We start from the raw sequence: 19,780 nt of genomic DNA on the forward strand, positions 1-19,780 counted from the left end.
CGTGGGAGCCGACGAGGGCCACTGGGACGAGGTGATCGTCGGAGCGGGCTCGGCGGGCGCCGCTCTGGCGGGCCGGCTGTCCGAGGACCCCGGACGCCGGGTGCTCCTGCTGGAGGCCGGGCCGGACGGACCCGGCACGGGCCCCGGTTCGCCCGACCGGCCCGTACTGTCCGGGGCGAACTGGGACTACTCGGCGTACGTCGACAAGGAGTCGGCGGACGGCCGCCGTTACCCCTACGCCGTGGGCCGGGCGATGGGCGGATCGTCCGCGGTCAACGGCGCCCTGGCGCTGCGCGGGCTGCCGGCCGACTTCGACGGCTGGGCCGCGGCCGGCAACCCCGCCTGGTCGTGGGAGAACGTGCTGCCGCACTTCGTCCGGCTCGAAGCCGACGCCGACTTCAAGGGGCCCGAGCATGGCGCCGACGGGCCCGTGCCCGTACGGCGGCAGTCCGAGGACGCGTTCGGCCCCCTGTCCGCCGGCTTCCTGCGCGCCTGCCACGACCTGGGCGTACCGGCCGCGGCCGACCTCAACGCCCCCGGCTGCGCCACCGGGGCGGGACCCATCCCGCGCAACGAGGCCGGCGGGCGGCGGATGTCCACGGCCGAGACCTACCTCGTCCCCGCCCGGCACCGGCCGGGCCTGACGGTCACCGGCTCCTGCCGGGCCTCGCGCGTCCTCGTGGCGGACGGCCGGGCCGTGGGCGTGGAGGCGGTGCGCGACGGGCGCCTCGTACGCTTCGGCGCCGACCGCGTGACACTGTCGGCGGGAGCCGTCGGAACCCCCGCCGTCCTGCTGCGCTCCGGCATCGGCCCGGCGGACTCCCTGCTCCGGTGGGGCATCCGCCCGGTCGCCGACCTGCCGGGCGTGGGCCGCAACCTCATGGAACACCCGATCGTCGCCCTCTGGGCACTCCCGGCCCCGGGCGGCTGCCTGCCCGGGGAACCGATGCACCAGGTACTGGCGCGGGTGTCGAGCACCGGCGGCGCCCCGGATCTCAACCTCACCCTGGTGAACAACGTCTCGGACCTCGACGTGCCCGTGATGCGCGGCGTCCTGCGGGGCCGCACCGCGTTCTCGCTGCACGCCTCGCTGCTGACGCCCCGCTCGCGCGGCTCGGTCACCCTGCGGGACGCCGCCCCGGACACCGATCCCGTGATCGAACTCGGGCTGGCGTCGGACCCCCGGGACGTCGAACGGCTGATGGCCGGCGCCCGGATGCTGTGGTCGGTGGTCCGGGGCAGCCACTTCGCGGACCTGGTGGAGCGCGTGTTCCTGTGGACCGACCGGATGATGGAGGACGACGCCATGCTGCGCGGCGCCGTCCCACGGTTCGTCTGCCCGTCCTGGCATCCCGCGGGGACCGCCCGGATGGGGCCCGCCTCGGACCGTACGGCAGTGGTGGACGAGCGCTTCGGCGTACACGGGGTGACCGGGCTGCGCGTCGTGGACGCCTCGGTGATGCCGGAGATCGCGAGCGCGCCGACCAACCTCACCTGCGTCATGCTCGGGGAGAGGGCGGCGTCGTGGACGCGGTAGCGGCGGCCGGCCGCAGCTCGGCGCTGCGTACCGCGCCCTCCGGCTGGTGCGTACGGTGGGCATCCGCCGAGGACGCGCCGCTGCGCCTGTTCTGCCTCCCGCACACGGGCGGCGGCGCGGCTCTCTACCGGGCCTGGGCCCAGCGGCTGGCCCCCGCCGTCGACGTGGTGTCCGTCCGGCTGCCCGGCCGGGAGAACCGGTTCCGGGAGACCCCGTACCGCAGGCTCGACACGCTCGTCGAGGCGCTGGTGGACGCCGTGGAGCCGCTGCTGGACCGGCCGCACGTGTGGTTCGGCCACAGCATGGGCGCGCTCGTCGGCTACGAGGTGTGCCGCACACTGCGCGACAGAGGGCTGCGGGAACCGGAGCGGCTGCTCGTCTCCGGCCGCCGGGCCCCGCACCTCGCCTCGCGGCAACGCGAGGTCCACGACGCGCCGACCGGCGAACTCGTCGCCCACCTCCGCGAGTTGAACGGCACGCCCGCCGAGCTGCTCGACAGCCCCGCCGTACTGTCGGCGCTGCTGCCCATGATGCGCGCGGACTTCGCGGTCTCCGAGACCTACCGCTGGAGCCCCGGCACCCCGCTGGGCTGCCCCGTCCTCGTACTCGGCGGCTCGCGCGACAGCCTGGCGACGCCCGGCGAACTGGCCGCCTGGCGCGAGCACTCGACCGCCGGCTGCGAGGTGCGGATGTACGACGGCGGTCACTTCTATCTGCACGAGGAAGCCCGCGAGCAGGTCCTGACGGCCCTGGCCGCCGAACTGCCGGCGCTGGGCGCCGCACTCACCGGGAGGCAGCAGTGACCGCGCACGACACCCCCACGATCTCCGGCACCGAGTTCCCCCTGACCGATCTCCAGGCGGCCTACATGGTCGGGTCGAGCCCTCTCATGGAACTCGGCGGCTTCCGGCCGAACCTCTACACCGAGATCGACATGGTGGACTTCGACCCCGCTGCGGCGCGGCGGGCCGTTGACCTGCTGATCGCGCGGCACGAACACCTGCGGACCGTGATGACCGAGGAGGGCGGCCAGCGGGTGCTCGGACCCGGCGAGGTCACCACGTTCCGGCTGCGCACGACCGACCTGACCGGGCTGCCGGCGGAGCGCCGGGAGGCGGAGATCCGCCGGACCCGGGAGCGGATGAGGGACGAGGGCCCGGCGCCCACCGGCTGGCCGCTGTTCGAGATCACCGCGCAGCGCCTGCGGCCGCACCGCACCCGGGTGCACTTCGCCATGAGCTTGCTGCTGCTCGACTCGACGAGCACCCGCAGGCTCCAGGACGAGTGGTGGCAGCTCTACCGCGACCCCGGAGCCGAACTGCCTCCGGTGCCCGGCACCTTCCGTGCATGCCTGCTGGCGCGCGCCCGCGACGAGGACACCGACGACTACCGCAAGCACTGGCAGTACTGGGAGTCGCGGCTCGACTCGCTGCCCGACGCCCCCCGGCTGCCGCTCGCCGGGCCGGCCGGCGGCATCCGCTCCGCCCGGCTGACCCGGCGCTCCTGCCTGCTGAGCCGGGAGCAGTGGCAGCGGCTGCGCGCCAACTTCCGCAAGCACCGCGTCCTGCCGACGACCGGGCTGCTGCACGTGTACGCGGAGGTGCTCGGCGCCTGGGCGGCGGCCCCGCACTTCTGCCTCAACGTCCTGCACCAGAACTGGGTGGTGAAACACCCCGAAGCGCAGGGCGTGGTCGGGCAGTTCAGCGCCACCCTGCCGCTGGAGGTGGACCTGTGCGACGACGAGGACTTCTTCGTACGGGCGGTCCGGTTGCAGCGGCGGCTCTGGAAGGACCTGGAGCACTCCGACGTCAGCGCGGTGCGGGTCACCCGCGAACTCGCGGCCCGCCGGGGCTGGACCTCGCGCGCCGCTCTGCCCTACGTCTTCAACAGCATGCTCGGACCGGGGGAGCAGCCGGCCGCAGGACGGGGCGTCTGCCGTACGGTCACGTCCGCGCTGCGCACCCCTCAGGTCCTGATCGACCAGCAGGTCAAGGACGCCCCCGGCGGGGGTGTCGAGTGCGTGTGGGACATCGTCGACGAAGCCTTCCCGGCCGGTCTCCCGGACGCGATGTTCGAGGCGTACCGGCACATGCTGGAATCGCTCGCCGCGCCGGGCGGCGCGGAGGTCGCGCCCGAGCCGCCGACGGCGGCCCACCGGCAGCGCGTGGAGGCGCTCAACACGAGCGCCGGGCCCCTCCCGTCGGGACGGCTGGAGGACGCGTTCCTGCGCGTGGCGGCCGAACGGCCGGACCTGCCCGCGGTGGTCACGGCCGGCCGCACCCTGACGTACGGGGAACTGGAGGCGCTCTCGCGGTCCGTGGCCGGGTGGCTGCGCGAGCGGGGTGTCGGCCGGGGCGACGTCGTGCCCGTCGTCATGGACAAGGGCTGGGAACAGGTGGCGGCCGTACTGGGGGTGCTGCGGGCCGGCGCCGCCTACTGCCCCATGGCCGTGACCCTGCCGTCCGAGCGCCTCGTCCGGCTGCTCGACGCCTGTTCGGCGCGGGTGCTCCTGTGCCAGTCCCACCGGATGCCCCGACCCGGCGCGGACCACTCGCTCCCGGCGCTGTGCGTGGACCTGGCGGAACCGGGCGCACCGGGCCTGGAGCCGCCGGTGAGCGACTCCGGGGAACTGGCGTACATCATCCACACCTCGGGCTCGACCGGGGAACCCAAGGGCGTCATGATCGGCCACGGGGCGGCCCTCAACACGATCACGGACATCAACCGGCGGCTGCGACTCGCGCCGGACGACCGGGTGTTCGGGATCTCGTCGCTCAGCTTCGACCTGTCGGTCTGGGACGTCTTCGGCACCTTGTCGGCCGGGGCCGCCCTCGTGCTCCCCGAGGCGGCCGGGCACCCCGACCCCGAGGGCTGGGCCGCGGCGGCGCTCGCGCACGGCGTGACCGTGTGGAACTCCGTACCCGCGCTCGCCGAGATGCTCGTCGAGGTCGTCGCCGACCGGCCGCGAGGACCCGCGGCGCCGCTGCGCGCGTTCCTGCTGAGCGGCGACTGGATACCCACCTCGCTGCCCGACCGCATGCGGTGCCTGTGGCCGGAGGTACGGGTGCTCGCGCTCGGCGGCGCCACCGAGGCGTCGATCTGGTCGAACAGTTACGAGATCGGCCGGGTCGATCCCGACTGGCGCAGTATTCCGTACGGCACTCCGCTGAGCGGGCAGACGATGCGCGTGCTCGACCACCGCATGGAGGTCAGGCCGCCCTGGGCCACCGGCCGTATCCACATCGGCGGGGCCGGGGTCGCCCAGGGATACATGAACGACCCCGAGCGCACGGCCGAACGGTTCGTCCCGCATCCGAAGACCGGCGAACGCCTTTACTGGACGGGCGACCTGGGCCGCTACTGGCCGGACGGCACCATCGAGTTCCTGGGCCGGGAGGACCGCCAGGTCAAGATCCAGGGGTTCCGGGTCGAGCCCGGCGAGGTGGAGGCCGCGGTACGCAGCCACCCGGCCGTGGCCGAGTGCGCGGTGTCCGCGGCGGACGCGCCGAACGGCCTGCAACGGCTCGTGTCCGTGGTGGTCCCGCGCGACGGGGCCCGCGTCACCGGGGCGCAGATCACCCGGCACCTGCGGGAGCGGCTGCCGTCGTACATGGTCCCCGGGCAGATAGGGATCGTCGAACGGCTGCGGCTGACCGCGAACGGCAAGGTCGACCTGGCCGGCATGACGGCGGCGGCAGCGGCCGGCGCGGCGCCGGGCGACGAGGGCGCGGGCGGCGGCGCGGACGGGCCGGACGGGCCGGACGACAAGGTGGCGCGCCGGCTCGGTGAGCTCTGGGCCGAGCTGCTGGGAGTCCCCTCGGTCGGCCCCGACAGCGACTTCTTCGCCCTGGGCGGCAACTCGCTGCTCGCGCTGCGGCTCGTCAACCGGGTCCGGGCGGAACTCGGCGCGGACGTGCAGTTCGGCCTGATCTTCGAATCGCCGACCCTGCGGGCCTTCGCGGCGGCCGTCCGCGACGGCAGCCGGCCGACGGCGTGCGCGGTCACGCTCGCGGAGGGCGCGGGCAGCGGGGCGGAACCCGGGCTGTTCCTCTTCCACCCCGTGGGCGGCTCGGTCACCAGCTACCTCGAACTCGCCCGTACCTGGCCCGGTCCGGTACGCGCCTTCCAGAGCCGGCTGCTCGTCGGGGGCGCCGACGCGGCGGGCGAAGGGGACCTGGAGGCGATGGCGGCCTCGTACTGCCGGGAGCTGCGGGAACTGGCGCCCGAAGGACCGTATCTGCTCGGCGGCTGGTCGATGGGCGGGGTACTGGCCTACGAGGCGGCCCGGCAGCTGACCGCCGACGGCCACGCGTGCCGCGTCTTCATGATCGACAGTCTGGTCGCCGAAGGGCGTACGCCGGCCACGGCGGCCGAGGCCCACCTCGAATTCCTCGGCGACCTGGCCGGCGGGCGTCCGCCCGCCGGTCTGGTGGCCGCGGTCCGGGAGGCGGGACCCGAGGAGCTGACGCGGACCGCGAGGGCGGCTGCGGTCGGGCACGGGCTGCTCCCCTCGGAGATCGATGAGGCGGGCTTCGAGCGGCTGTCGGGCGCGCACGCGCACAACCTGCGGCTCCTGGGTGCTTACCGGCCCGGCCCCTGTGAGGTTCCGGCGCTGCTGTTTGTCGCGGGGAAGCAGCAGGGGTCCCTCCAGGGGCCGGGCGCCGCCTGGCGGGCGGTGTGCCCGGGGATCGAGGTCGAGATCCTTGAGGGGGACCACTACTCGATCGTGGCAGGCGGCGGACTCCGGGCCGTCGGCGAGCGCGTCATCCGGTGGCTGGCCGGTACGGGGGTGACCGGCGAGGCGTCCCGGACGGGGGTCTGACGCGGCCGTCGCGACGGCCCGGAGGGTCTGCGGGCGGGCCGTCAGTAGCGGCCGAGGGTTCCCCGGCGCTTGGCGACCCGCTCCAGGCGGGCGAAGAGGAACACGCCGACCGCGACGATCAGGACGGGCTGGAGGAGCACCCACCACAGTCCCCAGCCGCTCTGAAGGCCGGTCAGGGAGTGACCGCCCACCAGGATGTCGCGCATCGCCTCGATGCTCGGCGAGATCGGGACGACGAGCCGGCTGATGAAGGCCGTCCAGTCCGGCATGTTGTCGAGCGGGACGAACGTGCCGCCCGCGATGAACCACACGGCCACCGACAACTGGGTGATGATCTCGATGCGTTTGAACACCAGGGTCAGTCCGCACAGGATCAGCGCGAGGCCGCAGGTTCCGATGACGATGGACGCCAGCGGCACCAGGGTCTGCACGTCCCAGGGCATGTCCCCGCCCCTGGCCTCGATGGTGATGACTCCCACGAGGAGGACGGACAGCGCGCTCGGCAGCGCCGAGACGATGGCGGCGACCTGACGGCCGAGAACCAGCGTCCAGGACGGCAGCGGCGTGAGGTACGTCTGCTCCAGCACGCCTGACTGCATGTCACCGAGGTAGCTCCAGAAGGCCCGGTTCACCTGTTCGTGGATGAAGGTGAGCGGCACCATGCCGAGGAGCCCCGGCAGGAGGAGGTCGTCCCGCAGCTGTCCGCGTCCCATGAACAGGACGAGCAGCAGGTAGAACAGCGGGAAAGTGATCATCTGTACCAGGACCTCGCGCCACCCCGCCACCAGGCTCAGCAGGCCCTTGTGCACCTCGTTGCTGAAGCCGTTGAAATAGGTGGCGGCGCGCGGGCGGTCCGCGGTGCTTGCCGGGCCGGTGGTGCGGCCGGCTGTCGGAGTGAGCGTCGTCATGGTCGGTCCCCACTCATTTCAGTACTGGCCGAGCCGGCCGTCGCGTACGGCTCTGCGTTGGTTGCGGGCGAAGAGCCATCCCCCGAAGAGGACGAGCGCGAAGGTGTAGGCGATCAGCCACGGCAGCGTTCCGTCGGACCAGATGTCCCCGAGCGACTGCCCCTCGAAGAGCACCTTGGTGGTCGCCTCCACGCCCAGAGTGGTCGGCAGGAAGCGCGCCACCACCGCCAGCCAGTCCGGGTAGAGGCCGAGCGGCATCATCGAGCCGTTCAGCAGGATGACCAGCGAGGTGAACAGGGAGTGCAGGGCGCCGACCATGGGCGAGCTGACGGCGATGGCCGCGAGTACGAACGTGAACGCCAGGACGTTGATGATCACCAGCGCGTAGGGCAGCAGCGCCTCGGGCCGCAGCGGGATCGTCACATCGGCCACGAGCATCGGCACCAGCGTGGCGACCAGGGCCACCAGCAGGCCCATCACCGACGCGGTGACCAGCCGTCCCAGCATGATCACCCATGGCGGCGCGGGTGACATGTGGCTCTGGGAGTAGGTGCCGCCGCGCTTCTCCTCGACGAGGTCCGCCACCATGACGAGGCTGGCGTACTGGAGGAACCAGTAGCCGCTGATGGCGACCAGGGTTTCCGGGAGCAGGTCCCGGCGGAGCGAGCCCTGGCCCATCACGTACTGCATGCCGAGGTACAGCATCGTGCTGATGACCAGCGTGATGATGTGACCGATCGGGTGGGCGAGCTGCGAGAGCAGGCCCTTGCGGACCTCGGCGCTCATCACGCGCAGCCCGGTGGCCGGTGTCAGCCGCCAGTCGGCCCAGGCCGGCCGGCCGGGCGCCCGCGCGGTGTCCGGGGACGCCAGGCTAGTCATGGGCCGGCCCCTTGATGAGACCCATGAAGACGTCTTCGAGATCCGGCTGGACCTGGGCCAGTGACTGGACCACGGCCCGCTGCTCGCGCAGCCGGTCGACGAGCGCGTAGATCTCCTGCGGGTCTGCCACCCGCCCCGAGATGATCGTCGCTCCCTCGACCGAGGAGGCGGTGAAGCCGGACGGCATCGTCAGCTCCGGCAGCTCGCCCTCGATGCGGACCTCGTACTTGTCCCGCTCCCGGAACTGCGAGAGGAGCTGCTCGGTCGGCAGGTCGGCGATGACGCGGCCCTCGCGGATCACGGCCACCCGGTCGCAGAGTTCCTCGACGACGTTCATCTGGTGGGTGGTCAGGAGCACCGTCTTGCCGCGGTCGCGGGACAGCGTGCGGATCCAGTCCATGACGGTGCGGGTCGCCTCGACGTCCAGCCCGATCGTCGGCTCGTCCAGCAGCACGATGGGCGGGTCGGCGATGAGGGCGGCGGCCACCGCGACCTTCTGCTGCATGCCCCGGGAATAGCCGCCCACGCTCTCGTCGCGGCGCTCCCACAGGCCCAGGCCGGTCAGCAGCTCCTCGGCGCGGGCGCGCGCGTCGGCGCCGCGCATCCCTTTGAGGCGCCCGAAGTACAGCAGGTTCTGCCAGGCGGAGAGGGTCCAGTAGACGTTGCGGGAGCCCTCCAGCACCGCGCCGAACTGCTGCATCGCGGCGGAGCGCTGGCGGGTCACGTCGTACCCGTTGAGGAGTGTCCGGCCGGAGGTGGCCGCCAGCAGCCCGGCGAGGATCTTGATCGTCGTCGTCTTGCCGGCCCCGTTGGGGCCGAGGAAGCCGAAGACCGCGCCGGGGGGAACGGAGAGGGACACGTTGTCGACGGACGCGACGTCCGACGAGCCGTACTTCTTCGTCAGCCCGCTGATCTCGATAGCGGGCGTCGCTGTGGCCGGTCCCGGACTGTCCGTACCGGCTAACGCCTTGGTTTGCGTACTCACATCTGCACCTTCATCGAGTGAACAACACACCGAAACGAGAACACCGTTAACTTTGCGGGCGATGTACTCTGTTGTCAAGCGTGTTCTCGTGAAATGCTGACCGCAGGTTGGACCCGATGAAGTGGGCAAGCGGATGTCATCGAACTGGCGTGAGAAGCGGCGTGCGTCCGCCGTGGCGGAGATCAAGGACGTGGCTCGACAGCTGCTGGTGAAGGGCGGCCCGTCGGCCGTCTCCCTGCGGGCGATCTCGCGGGAGATGGGGATGACGCCCTCGGCGCTCTACCGCTACTTCCCAAGCCTGGACGCGCTGGTGGCAGGCGTACGCAGCGACCTGTTCCAGGAGCTGGGCGAGGTGACCACGGCGGCGCGCGACAGCCTGCCCGGCGCCGACCCGCTGCCGCGCCTGCTGGCGATGGCACGCGCCTTCCGGGCCTGGGGACTGGAGCACCGCGCGGAGTTCGGGCTGATGCTCGGCCCGCCGCCACCGGGCGTCGAGGGCGGCCCGGACCAGGACGAACCCGACTACGCGCCCGCGTGCGTGGGGGTGTCGTTCCTCGGAGAGATCGCTGAACTCGACCGGCGCGGGGCCCTCAGGACGCCCCCGGTGGAACTCATAGAGGACCGGCTGGCGCCCGGCCTGCGGGAGTACCTCAGCGGCCAGGAGGGGCTCGAACTCCCGGTGATCTTCGCGTTCCTCGCTGCCTGGGCGAGGCTCTACGGCATCATCGCGATGGAGATCTTCGGCCACATGGCGTGGGCGGTGACGGACAGCGGCGCCCTCTTCGAGACCGAACTGATCAACTTCGCCCAGCAGCTCTCGGGCAACGACTACGACGGCTCCTGACTCCGGGGCTGCCGGAGTCAGGAGCCGTCGCCGGCCGGGGGGCAGCCCGGCCGCCGGTACACCGTCAGCGCGCCGGCGGGTCACTCCGCTCGAGGTGGGCCAGGATCTCGTCGGCCGCCCTGACCGCCCCGCCGGACTCGTGAATGTGCTCCCGCATGTCCCGCGTCGCGGCCCACGCGACCTCGTCGGCCTCGATGTCCAGCACCGCGCTCCGGATCCCGCTCGCCGATGCCTCCTCCCGGCCGATCACGCGCGCCACTCCGAAGTCCGCCAGCTGGCGCGCGAGGCCCTCGGCCGCGGCCAGTTGCGGCACCACCACCAGCGGTGTGCCGGCGTGCAGGGCGTGCATCACGGTCCCGGTCCCACCGGAGCAGACGGTGAGACGGGCGTGCCGGAGCACGGCCTGGAGCGGAATCCAGCCGTGCGTCTCGACATTGGGCGGCAGCGGTCCCAGTTCGGCCGGATCGGTCCCGGGGCCCAGCGCGATCACCACGTGCCACGGCAGGCCGTCGAACGCCTCGATGCACATCCGGAAGAACTCCGGCTGCTGGTTGAAGCTGGTCCCCAGGGAGACCAGCGCCACCGGGTCACCGCTCGCCGGCGGCTCCCACTCGCCCTGGAAGTCCTCCGCCCGGAAGCAGGGGCCGACGAAGACGAACCTGTCGTCGGTCTCCGCGTCGACGTAACCGAATCTGCGCGGATAGAAGACGAGCTTGAGCGCCCCGGGATCGCCCTTCAGCTGGTGGAAGGCGGTCTCGGGATCGACCCCGTGCATCGCCGCGTACCGCCGCATCTCCTCCTGGAGTTCGGCGTACGCGGCATCGCCGATGGCGGCCGGTGTGACGTGCTGGCTGACACAGCCCACCGGGAAGAGCCGCACCGCGGGGAGGTCCCACTTCGCCGCGAACAGCTCACCGATCCAGCGTACGAACCCGTCGTAGACGATGACGTCCGGACGGTCCTCCGTGAAGTGCGCGTCGAACAGCGACGAGGTGGCGATGCCCTCGCGGACGCCGCCGAGGAGGACCTTGGCCAGCCAGTTGTCCGTTCCCGGCGGGAAGTCCCGCTGCATGTCGATGGTCGACTCGTACGGGATCACGGTCGCCCCGGCCGACGCGACGTCCTTCGCGAAGGCTTCCGTGGCCGGGTAGCTGACGCGATGACCCCGGCGGACCAGTTCCTCCACGACGGCGAGCGTCGGCGCCAGATGGCCGGGCGCCGGAACGTTGAAGAACGCGATGTGGCGGCTGCCGCTGCTCATGGCGGAACCTCCTTCAGTCACGCCGGCCGCGGATGGAGACGAACTCATGGCTGCGCACCACCATGTCGGGGTTGTGCATGAGGTCCTTCAGGAAGAAGTCGATGTCGGCGGCGGCTATGCCGGCCTCGATCATGACCTCGCGCTTCTGGCTGACGTTGTTCTCGAACAGCCGGCAGCCGTGGCCGCCACCGGTCCAGCTCTCGAAGTGCCAGCGGGTGCGCACCGACGTCAGTCCGGCGTCGAGCATCGTCCGGTGGACCTCGTGCCCCCAGCTGCCGTGCGTGTGCTTGGCCGTCATCACGTCGTACAGACCGTCCAGTACGCGCCGGAAGACCGCCGCGTGCTCCTCGCTCGGCGCCGACACCACCTTCGGGGCCGAACGGACGAACTCGCCCAGCAGCAGCCAGCCGCCCGGCCGCAGCGAGCCGGCCAGCCGGTGCACGAACTCCACCCGGTTCTCCAGGTGATGGGTGAGCAGCCGGGCGTGGACGAGGTCGAACGGGCCCTCGGCCGCCAGCGGTTCGCCGGTGCTCAGGTCCTGGGTGTGGATGTCGATGTTCGGACCGGGAGCGACCATGTGCGTGTCCTGGTCGATCGCGGTGACCTGGCCGGTCTCGCCCGCCAGCTCGGACAGCATCCTCGTGACCGAACCGCCGCCGGCGCCCAGGTCGAGGTAGCGCGCGCCCGCGCCCGGTGCGATCTCGTCCAGTTCGGCGCGGGTGAAGGGGTCGAGGAATTCCTCCAGGGGGCTCAGCTGGGCGGGCACGTTGTGGAAGACGTAGTCAGCGAGGTTGGTCATCGTTTTCCTCTGCGGTGGGAAGGGGCTGTCGGTGGCACGCTGTCTCAGCCGGCCCTCAAGGGCTGTAGCTGAAGAGTTCCTTGTCCCGGTAGGTGTCCTCACGACGCTTCATGGACTTGATCAGGGCGTCGCGGACCATGCCCACGAGGGGGTTGGTGGTGTGGCCCAGCCGGGCCAGCAGCCGGGAATGCTGGACGATCTTGTTGGCGCGCTGCGACCGGACCCGCCCGTACATCCGCAGCGCGGCGGGTACGTCGTTCTCGGCCAGCAGACAGGCCAGGCTGGCGACGTCCTCGAGCGCCATGTTGGCGCCCTGGCCCAGCACCGGGCCGATCGGGTGCGCGGCGTCGCCCAGCAGCACGAGCCTGCCGGTGTGCCAGCGCTTCAGCGGAGGGCAGTCGTGGACGTCGGTGACGACCAGGTCCTCCAGGTCGCAGGAGGCGACGGTCTCGGACAGCGGGGCCGACCATCCGCCCCACAGCTCCAGCAGGTCGGCCCTGGCCTGCTCGGCCGGCTTCGCGGGCCAGCTGTGCTCCGGAGCGTTGATGGTGGCCGTCCAGAAGAGACGCGACTCGTCGCACGCCTCGGCGAAGAAGTGCCCGCCCGGGCCGACGAAAACGAAGCCGTCACCGTGCTGCGCCGGTCTCTTCGATATGCCGCGTACGGAGGTGAAGCCGAGGTAGCGCGGCTGCACATCGCCGGTGACCACGGACCGGAGCGTGGAGCGCACCCCGTCGGCCCCGACCACCAGGTCGCCGGTCACGGTACGGCCGTCTGCCAGCCGGACACTCGCCGTGTCACCACTGGTCGAAGCCGCCACCACGGCGGCCTGGTGATGGACCGTCACCGGGGTCGGGCCCGGCCGGTGCACCGCTTCGACGAGCAGCCGGTGCAGTTCGGCCCGGAGGATGCCGATCATCGGCGCTCCCCACTTCGCCGGGAAGTTGCCGACCTCGCGGCTCTTCAGCAGCTTTCCGTCCCAGGACATGATGGGCATGTCGTCGGCATGAAGATCGCTGGACCAGCCGGCGGCCCGTACTGCCGACCCGAGCCGGGGGCTGATGCGGTCGACGGACTTGACGCCATTGGGCGTCAGCTCCACGCCCGAGCCGGTGTTGCCGAAACTCTTCGCGCGCTCGAACACCTCGGCGCTGATGCCACGCTCGCGCAGGGCGACGGCGAGAGCCAGTCCGCCTATCCCCCCGCCCGCGATGAGAACTTTTATCGACTTCACGTTTGAGTCTCCCAGCGCTGGTGTCCCTGATCCGATGAGGACCGGGAGGCTTCCTCTGCCACGTTGCTCGTCGCCACCGTGCGTGTGCGCGCGTACGGACAGCCGTCGGATCCGGGTGTACCGTCCGGGGCTTCGCCGGCTTTTCCCGATGCTCACGGTTCGTCGGCGGTCTCTTTCTCGGGGGAGGCCGCTCTCACGTGCTTTATCGGTCAGTTTCACATGGCACAAGGCCCGCGAGAATATCCCAAATTGCTGTTCTTACCCGTCACCGGGAAGTCTTGTGGGTCCCGCGATCCCGCGGCTATGGTCGGCAATTCCTGCGCAAGGCCGAGTAATTCCGTGCGCGTATCTGCGGACCGAGGACGGATGGCGGAATGACGACGATGTTCAGGACCGGAGGCACCGAAGGCACCGGAGACGGGAAGTCCGTCTGGAGGTCCCTGGAGGTGCCGCTCGAAAGGGACGCGGACCGGGCGGAGCGACTGCTGCTCACCGTGGTGGGCCCCTGGGCGGCCGCGGCCACGGCCGGCGGCGCCGTCGAGAGCTGGTACTGGGAGCGGACCGGTCCGGACGGGGCGCGGCTGCGCGTCCATGTCCTCGGCGACGACGGGAGCGTGACGGCCCTGCGCGAGGCGATCGCCTCCGGTGGCCCTGACGGCGCTGCGCTGGAAGAGGCGGTGGCGGAAACACCCTGCGCCCCGGACACGGACCGGTTCGGCGGCGCCGAGGGATTCGCGGTCTGCGCCGAGCAGTTCGCGGCGGGCGGCCGCCTCGCGATCGAGACGATACGGGCGACGCCGTCGCGCGAGAAACGCCTGCGCGCGGCCGCCGCCCTGACGCTGGCGTCGGCGTCGGCCACCGGGGCGGACTGGGGTGGCGCCGTCCAGTGGCTGCGCGGCCACGCTTCCTCCCTGGCGGGGGAGGCGGACGTGGCCGACGCGCGCGGCCGCGCGGAGGAGGACCACTTCCGCAACGAGGCGGAGTGGCAGCACCGGCACGACCGTACGCGTGCGGAGATCTCCGCACCCGGCACCACGGTCGGCGACTGGTACCGCCGGCAGTGCGAGACCTGGGCGGCGCTGACGGCGCGGCACGAGGCCGGGCGGCTCGACGCGTCCCCGCGGACCGTCTTCCGGGCCCTGACCCGGCTGATGCACCAACAGCTGGGACTCGACGCGCACGACCAGGCGTACGTGGCCTGGCTGGTGTCGATGGACCTGGTCTCCGAGGGCCGCCGTGATCCCTTCTTCGCGGACTCCCCGGCGGCCGCGGACCGGCGCACGCACGAGTACGGCAAGTACTTCGGGGCCCGGCTCATGGACCAGCGCCCCGACATGCCCGGCGCGACCTGCGAGGGACGGCAGGAGCTGCCGCCCGTGCTGGCACGCGTCGAGCTGGCGAGGCCGCAGGCCCCGGGGCCGGACGCGCCCCGGTTCGAGGAGGTCCTGCTCGCCCGGCGCAGCGCCTACGGGTACTACGGCGGCCCGGTCACGCTCGACGAACTGAGCACCCTGCTGTACTTCTCCGCGGGTGTGACCGCGGAGAAGACCATGCCGGGAGCGGACGTCTCGTACCCGGTCCGGCCGTACCCCAGCGGCGGCACCCGCTACCCGCTGCGGACGCTGCTCTACTGCCACGACGTCGCCGGACTGGCGCGGGGCACCTACCTCTACGACCCGGCGGGGCACGCGCTCGACCAGCTGAGTGCCCGGGACATCTGCGCCGAACTGATGCGGATGGCGCCCGCCACGGACCCGCGGGTGGTGTTCCCGCCCAAGGCCGGCGGGAATCTGCACGTCGACGACTGCCCGCTGTGGATCTTCACGGTGGCGGACCTGACCTTTCAGCGTCTCCACTACGGCCTGCGCTCCTATCGGCTGGTCTTGCAGGAGAGCGGTCACCTCGCGCAGAACCTGGCGCTCGTCGCGACGTGGCTGGGTAAATCCTCGGTCGGGCTGGGCGGGTTCTACGACGACACCGTGAACGAGACGCTGGCGCTGGACGGGGTCAACTCGTCCGTGGTCTACGTCCATCTCGTCGGCGTCGTGCAGCCGCCCCCTCAGGCGGGGGGAGCCGCTTCCCAAGCCTGACCACGCGCCGGCAAGCAGCGGGCACGGTCGTCCGCCCGGCGAGGCCGACCATACTGTATGACGACTCTAGTGTCAGCATCTGGTCAGATGCCGGTTCGGTGCGGACGGTCGCTCCGGCCGTGACTCGACGTGCGAAAAATGCCGGATTGCCCCGTCTCATGTCGAGCAATTCAGGAGAGGACACGCCTGACTCCTTCTGTGATGGTTGCCGCGCCGGCGAAATCGCCGGCCACTCACATCAGGGGGACTGGCATGACCGAGCACCGGAATGCGCGCAGACAGGGCGACGGCGTCGCACGCCGCTCCATACTTTTCGGCGTCGCCGGGGGAGCCGGGCTCGTCGCGGCCGACTGGCTGGGTCCCGCGGCGCCGAAGGCGCAGGCGGCGCGGGGCGTCCGGCACCACTTCGACTTCGACAAGGGCAACGCGGCCCTGGACGTGTTCGGGCCGGTCTCCGGGGACCCGATCAGGTCGACGATCGCGCCGAGCGACGCCTCGCTCATCATCCGATTCGCGAACCTGGTGGCGCACGCCTGGTTCGACGCGATCGCGCCGTACCACCCGACCGCGGTCGGGGTGCACTCGAACCTCGGCCGGCGCCCGGCGGGCGAAGCGAAGACCAACAAGAACAAGAACATCGCGCTGCTTTACGCCTCGTACCGCATGTACAGCGCTCTTCTCCCGCAATTCCGGACGGTCTGGCGGGAGGTAATGCTCTCGGTCGACATGGACCCGGACGACAATCAGGAGAACACCGATACCCCGGTCGGGATCGGCAATCTCGCGGCAAAGGGTGTCATCAAGAGCCGCATGCACGACGGAATGAACCAGCTGGGCGACCACGGCGGCCGCACGTACAACCTCCAGCCGTTCGCCGACTACACCGGGTACGAGCCGGTGAATACGGCCTACCGGGTAAAGAATCCCTCGCGCTGGCAGCCCAACGTCGTGACGAAGGGAAATGGTGTCTTCCAGGTCCAGCATTTCGTCACACCGCAACTGCGGCTGGTCCGGCCGTACTCGTACGCCGATCCGAGCGAGTTCCGCCTCCCCGCGCCGGCGGCCAGCGACCACCACGACCGCAAGGCGTACAAGCGCCAGGCGGACGGCATCCTGGCGACGTCGGCGGGCCTGACCGACGAGCAGAAGATGAAAGCGGAGATGTTCGACGACAAGTTCACCAGTCTCGGCGCCGCCATTGGCTCGGTCGCGGAGAGCGCCGGGCTGGACCTCGACGGATGGATCCACCTCCACATGGCGGCCGACACCGCCACGTTCGACGCCTCGATCGCCGCCTGGTACAACAAGCACGTCTACGACTCCGTCCGGCCGTTCACCGCCGTCCGCCACGTGTACGGGGACCGGCCGGTGACCGCCTGGGGCGGACCGGGCAAGGGGACCGTCAAGATCCCGGCCGACCAGTGGCAGAGCTACCTGGCCGTGGTGGACCACCCGGAGTACCCGTCCGGCTCGACCTCCCTGTGCTCGGCGCAGGCGCAGGTGGTGCGGCGCATGCTGGGCAGCGACGAGCTCAAGGTCCGCATCCCCGCGCGCAAGGGTTCGTCCCTGGTGGAGCCGGGGGTCACGCCCGCCCAGGACATGGTGCTCAGCTGGGACAACTGGACCGACTGGGCGCGCGACTGCGGTCTGACCCGGTACTGGGGCGGCGTGCACTTCATGCCGGCGATCGAGGCGTCCTGGGACATGGGCCGTCAGATCGGCGACCGAGCCTACACGTTCGTACGCAAACACATCGACGGCAAGGTGTGACAGCCGCATGACGAGAGCTGTCCCGGTCCGCGGACCGGGACAGCTCTCGTGTGTCGGAACCCCGCCTGTCAGGACGCGGCGGCGGACCACTCGACCGGGAGCGCGAACAGGATCGGCGGGTTGGCCCAGCCGAGCGGTCGCAGGGTGATCCGGACGGCCGGGCAGGCCCCGGGGCCGACGGTGACCGGGCCCGTCGTCCCGGAGAGCACGGGCTGCGGGGTCGAGGCCGGGGTGGTGCCCGGGAGAGGGGTGTGCGCCACGGCGTGCACGTACCAGGTCCCGTTCGGAATGCCTGTCATACGGAACTGGCCCGAATGCGCGGTAATCGCACGGGCGGCGGGGGACCGCTCCAGAATGGGGCTCTCGAACACCCCGATGTAAATGCCGGAATCCGTTCCGCCGGGGGACCGCACCACGCCCGATATCGAGCCCTGACCGGCCGGCTGCGTGCCGTGTCCGACGAGTCCGATGGCCCGGTCGGCCGGACGGCGGGTGCCGTGACGTGTGTGCCGGTACTGAGTCGGCGAGCACCCCACGGACTCACTGAAACGGCGGGTGAAACTTCCCGTGCTGCTGTAGCCGACCTGCGCGCCGATGTCGCTCACATTGAGCGAGGTCGATACGAGAAGGCGTTTCGCCTCGTGAAGCCTTATGGCGCTCAGAAAACGGCCGGGGGTAACCCCGGTGATACGGCGGAACGTCCGCAGGAAGTGAAACTTGCTCACCATCGCGGCCTCGGCCAGCTCGTCGAGCGTCAGCGGTTCGGAATATCTCTCTCGTATCGTTTCCACGGCACACTGAATCGCGTGTTCCATTGTGCTCCCCCAGTGAACTCAATCGCTGATAGAACAATCCGTACGACGTGATGTGTCGCGCGTAGACACGCGACCGTGCTCACGGACGAAGGCGATTGGACTGCCATCCCGTGTGATGTCGTGCTGTGTCTTCGGAGCGGAGGCGGCGTGCGGCGGCGGATGCCGTACCCAGGAGATAGTCACAGATCGAACAAGCGTCTGTCTTCTTCGTCCTTGCGGTTCCGGAAGAAGTCGTCGGCCGATGCATTTGGTGGTGATTCGGAGCCTTCCGGTCACCATTCGTCGGACGTTAATTCTTGTTGATTCTGCGTAATGTCCTCATTGCCGGGCTGCGCGGTGGCGGCGGGCCGTGCCGCCGGCCGCGGCTGAAGCGGGGTGGCGGCGTCCGCTTGTCCGGATCGCACTCCTCCGGTCCGCGGGCGGTCGGCTCGGAGGGCTCGGGCGGTGCGGACGCCGCTCGCGCCGATGTCCGGGTGAAAAAAATTCTGCCCGCGACAGGGGCCCCGGAACGGGGTCGCCTGTGCGGGCAGAAGAGGTGAAGGGATGCTCGGGTGGGCCGGTGGTTACACCACGTCGACGATCTCGGCCGTCTCGGCCGTCACGTCGGTCGTGACCGAGAACGCCGCGCCTGCCTCGGCCATCGTCGGGGCTCCTGCCAGCGCCTTCTGCATGCTCTCGGCCGAGTCCCAGTACCAGTGGTCGACCCACGACTTGTCCTCGAGCCGGCCGAGCCGCGCTTCGGTGAGCCCGGGGAACGAGGCCCGGACTGCGGCGATCAGCGTGGTGCGCCGGGCGAGCATCTCCTCGTCGTTGGCGGGGTCGGTCTTGAAGCGGGTGATCCGGACAACGCTCATACCAAGGTCCCTCTCTAGAGTTGCTCTCTCATGTGAGACTCTAGACTGACACTACGTTCACGAGTCAAGGGGCCAGGGCCCGCCTCGAACCACAGGGGCCGGTCCTGCTGGACAGCGGCACTCATGGGGGAGTTCTGATGCGGCCTGAGATCGAGTGTGTAATCGAAGGAATACGTGGTCGCTACAGCGAGGACCTGTCGCTCTGCACGCTGGCGGACATGGCGAGGCTGAGCCCCTTCCACATGGCAAGGATTTTCCGGCAGGAAACCGGTTTGCCACCCGCCCGTTTCCTGGCCGCGGTAAGGCAGGAGGTCGCGAAACGGAAGCTGCTTTACACCTCCGACCGCATCGCCGACATCTCGGTTCAGGTCGGGTATTCCAGCCTCGGAAGTTTCACGACGCGATTCACGAAGAGCGTCGGTGTGTCGCCGGGGCGATTCCGGCGGCTCGTTGAGCTCGGTCAGACGGCCATAGATTTCACCGCCGGTACGACGGACGACGCGGCCTTCGCCTACGGATCGTTCCAGGGGCGAATTTTCCGGAACGACGGACAGGACGGCGAGCCGGTATTCGTGGCGGCCATTCCACCGGTGGGCCGTTACGACCGGCCGTCGCGGTGCAGGCGGCTGGAGCACGGCAGCCGGATCTGGGGCATCGATTACGTTCCCGAAGGACCCTGGTACGTACAGGCGGTTTCGCGCAGCGCGGGCACCGGAAAGCGGTCCATTGTGGTCGGGAGCGCCGGGCCGTTCTATGTCGCACCGGGTTCGGTGATCCTCGTCGACCTGGTCCTCAAATCCCCGTTGCAGACAAAGCTGTTCGACGTCGAGCGGGCCACGATCGGCGCCGCACTTCCGGAACTCTTTCAGTCCTGACGGCTGTCCCTCACGGTTGAGCAACCCGGGAGAAGACACCTTGGGAGCGGTGCCCCAAGAATGGCACAACGGTGCGGGCCGCGCCGGAATTGCTGTTTTCCTGAGGA

At 70.7% G+C, this 19,780-nt stretch carries 15 protein-coding genes; 7 read left to right on the forward strand and 8 right to left on the reverse strand.

Annotated features, from left to right (window positions below; genetic code table 11):
- Window position 1 precedes the first annotated feature (1 nt).
- From AS594_RS29280 to AS594_RS29290, 3 genes are read left to right on the forward strand one after another with little or no spacing between them, the layout of a single operon-like run.
- On the forward strand, window positions 2-1,537 hold the full coding sequence (locus tag AS594_RS29280) for a GMC family oxidoreductase (protein WP_167368052.1): 1,536 nt from the start codon (window positions 2-4) through the stop codon (window positions 1,535-1,537).
- The gene (locus AS594_RS29285; RefSeq protein WP_240509102.1) at window positions 1,525-2,340 is read left to right on the forward strand and encodes a thioesterase II family protein; all 816 of its coding nucleotides are present in this window, start codon (window positions 1,525-1,527) and stop codon (window positions 2,338-2,340) included. The genes AS594_RS29280 and AS594_RS29285 overlap by 13 nt, the downstream gene beginning before the upstream one ends.
- Window positions 2,337-6,359, forward strand: coding sequence for a non-ribosomal peptide synthetase (locus AS594_RS29290; RefSeq protein ID WP_069929826.1), 4,023 nt, complete (start codon window positions 2,337-2,339; stop codon window positions 6,357-6,359). The genes AS594_RS29285 and AS594_RS29290 overlap by 4 nt, the downstream gene beginning before the upstream one ends.
- Window positions 6,360-6,400: 41 nt before the next feature.
- Here AS594_RS29290 and AS594_RS29295 read toward each other — a convergent pair whose 3' ends face one another.
- Genes AS594_RS29295 through AS594_RS29305 form a run of 3 tightly spaced genes read right to left on the reverse strand, consistent with a single transcriptional unit; the run spans window position 6,401 to window position 9,131 of the window.
- Complete coding sequence (locus AS594_RS29295; protein WP_079144351.1) at window positions 6,401-7,267, reverse strand: ABC transporter permease; 867 nt, start codon at window positions 7,265-7,267, stop codon at window positions 6,401-6,403.
- Between the two features lie 18 nt (window positions 7,268-7,285).
- The gene (locus tag AS594_RS29300; protein WP_079144350.1) at window positions 7,286-8,146 is read right to left on the reverse strand and encodes an ABC transporter permease; all 861 of its coding nucleotides are present in this window, start codon (window positions 8,144-8,146) and stop codon (window positions 7,286-7,288) included.
- On the reverse strand, window positions 8,139-9,131 hold the full coding sequence (locus AS594_RS29305; protein ID WP_079144349.1) for an ABC transporter ATP-binding protein: 993 nt from the start codon (window positions 9,129-9,131) through the stop codon (window positions 8,139-8,141). Before AS594_RS29305 ends, AS594_RS29300 begins: the two co-directional genes overlap by 8 nt.
- A gap of 133 nt (window positions 9,132-9,264) precedes the next feature.
- On the opposite strand from AS594_RS29305, the gene AS594_RS29310 reads away from it, so the two are divergent.
- A complete protein-coding gene (locus AS594_RS29310) occupies window positions 9,265-9,975 on the forward strand; it encodes a TetR/AcrR family transcriptional regulator (RefSeq protein ID WP_069929827.1) in 711 nt (236 codons plus the stop codon).
- A gap of 64 nt (window positions 9,976-10,039) precedes the next feature.
- Here AS594_RS29310 and AS594_RS29315 read toward each other — a convergent pair whose 3' ends face one another.
- The 3 genes from AS594_RS29315 to AS594_RS29325 are packed head-to-tail and all read right to left on the reverse strand — an operon-like array spanning window position 10,040 to window position 13,269.
- The gene (locus AS594_RS29315) at window positions 10,040-11,236 is read right to left on the reverse strand and encodes a macrolide family glycosyltransferase (RefSeq protein WP_069929828.1); all 1,197 of its coding nucleotides are present in this window, start codon (window positions 11,234-11,236) and stop codon (window positions 10,040-10,042) included.
- 13 nt (window positions 11,237-11,249) lie between these two features.
- Window positions 11,250-12,035, reverse strand: a complete 786-nt coding sequence (locus tag AS594_RS29320; RefSeq protein WP_069929829.1) for a class I SAM-dependent methyltransferase — start codon at window positions 12,033-12,035, stop codon at window positions 11,250-11,252.
- A gap of 55 nt (window positions 12,036-12,090) precedes the next feature.
- Window positions 12,091-13,269, reverse strand: coding sequence for an FAD-dependent oxidoreductase (locus tag AS594_RS29325; RefSeq protein WP_069929830.1), 1,179 nt, complete (start codon window positions 13,267-13,269; stop codon window positions 12,091-12,093).
- Window positions 13,270-13,643: 374 nt separating this feature from the next.
- Between AS594_RS29325 and AS594_RS29330 the strand changes: the two genes are divergently transcribed.
- The gene (locus tag AS594_RS29330) at window positions 13,644-15,359 is read left to right on the forward strand and encodes a thiopeptide-type bacteriocin biosynthesis protein (protein ID WP_069929831.1); all 1,716 of its coding nucleotides are present in this window, start codon (window positions 13,644-13,646) and stop codon (window positions 15,357-15,359) included.
- Between the two features lie 252 nt (window positions 15,360-15,611).
- A complete protein-coding gene (locus AS594_RS29335; RefSeq protein WP_069935488.1) occupies window positions 15,612-17,129 on the forward strand; it encodes a vanadium-dependent haloperoxidase in 1,518 nt (505 codons plus the stop codon).
- A gap of 68 nt (window positions 17,130-17,197) precedes the next feature.
- On the opposite strand, the gene AS594_RS29340 is transcribed toward AS594_RS29335, so the two are convergent.
- Together AS594_RS29340 and AS594_RS29345 are read right to left on the reverse strand one after the other, a co-directional pair.
- Window positions 17,198-17,920 carry a helix-turn-helix domain-containing protein gene (locus AS594_RS29340; RefSeq protein ID WP_167368053.1) on the reverse strand — a complete coding sequence of 241 codons (723 nt, stop codon included), beginning with the start codon at window positions 17,918-17,920 and terminating at the stop codon, window positions 17,198-17,200.
- A 587-nt stretch (window positions 17,921-18,507) separates the two neighbouring features.
- Entirely contained in the window at window positions 18,508-18,798 is a 291-nt protein-coding gene (locus AS594_RS29345) for an antibiotic biosynthesis monooxygenase (protein ID WP_069929834.1), read from the reverse strand.
- Window positions 18,799-18,935: 137 nt separating this feature from the next.
- On the opposite strand from AS594_RS29345, the gene AS594_RS29350 reads away from it, so the two are divergent.
- Window positions 18,936-19,673, forward strand: a complete 738-nt coding sequence (locus AS594_RS29350) for a helix-turn-helix domain-containing protein (RefSeq protein ID WP_070343903.1) — start codon at window positions 18,936-18,938, stop codon at window positions 19,671-19,673.
- The last annotated feature ends 107 nt before the right edge of the window (window positions 19,674-19,780 follow it).

This window comes from Streptomyces agglomeratus (genome assembly GCF_001746415.1).
GTDB lineage: Bacteria > Actinomycetota > Actinomycetes > Streptomycetales > Streptomycetaceae > Streptomyces > Streptomyces agglomeratus.

Coding starts and splice junctions, on each gene's coding strand:
- AS594_RS29295 (WP_079144351.1), bottom strand. CDS start 7,267: ATGACGACGCTCACTCCGACAGCCGGCCGCACCACCGGCCCGGCAAGC.
- AS594_RS29300 (WP_079144350.1), bottom strand. CDS start 8,146: ATGACTAGCCTGGCGTCCCCGGACACCGCGCGGGCGCCCGGCCGGCCG.
- AS594_RS29310 (WP_069929827.1), top strand. CDS start 9,265: ATGTCATCGAACTGGCGTGAGAAGCGGCGTGCGTCCGCCGTGGCGGAG.
- AS594_RS29315 (WP_069929828.1), bottom strand. CDS start 11,236: ATGAGCAGCGGCAGCCGCCACATCGCGTTCTTCAACGTTCCGGCGCCC.
- AS594_RS29320 (WP_069929829.1), bottom strand. CDS start 12,035: ATGACCAACCTCGCTGACTACGTCTTCCACAACGTGCCCGCCCAGCTG.
- AS594_RS29330 (WP_069929831.1), top strand. CDS start 13,644: ATGACGACGATGTTCAGGACCGGAGGCACCGAAGGCACCGGAGACGGG.
- AS594_RS29335 (WP_069935488.1), top strand. CDS start 15,612: ATGACCGAGCACCGGAATGCGCGCAGACAGGGCGACGGCGTCGCACGC.
- AS594_RS29345 (WP_069929834.1), bottom strand. CDS start 18,798: ATGAGCGTTGTCCGGATCACCCGCTTCAAGACCGACCCCGCCAACGAC.
- AS594_RS29350 (WP_070343903.1), top strand. CDS start 18,936: ATGCGGCCTGAGATCGAGTGTGTAATCGAAGGAATACGTGGTCGCTAC.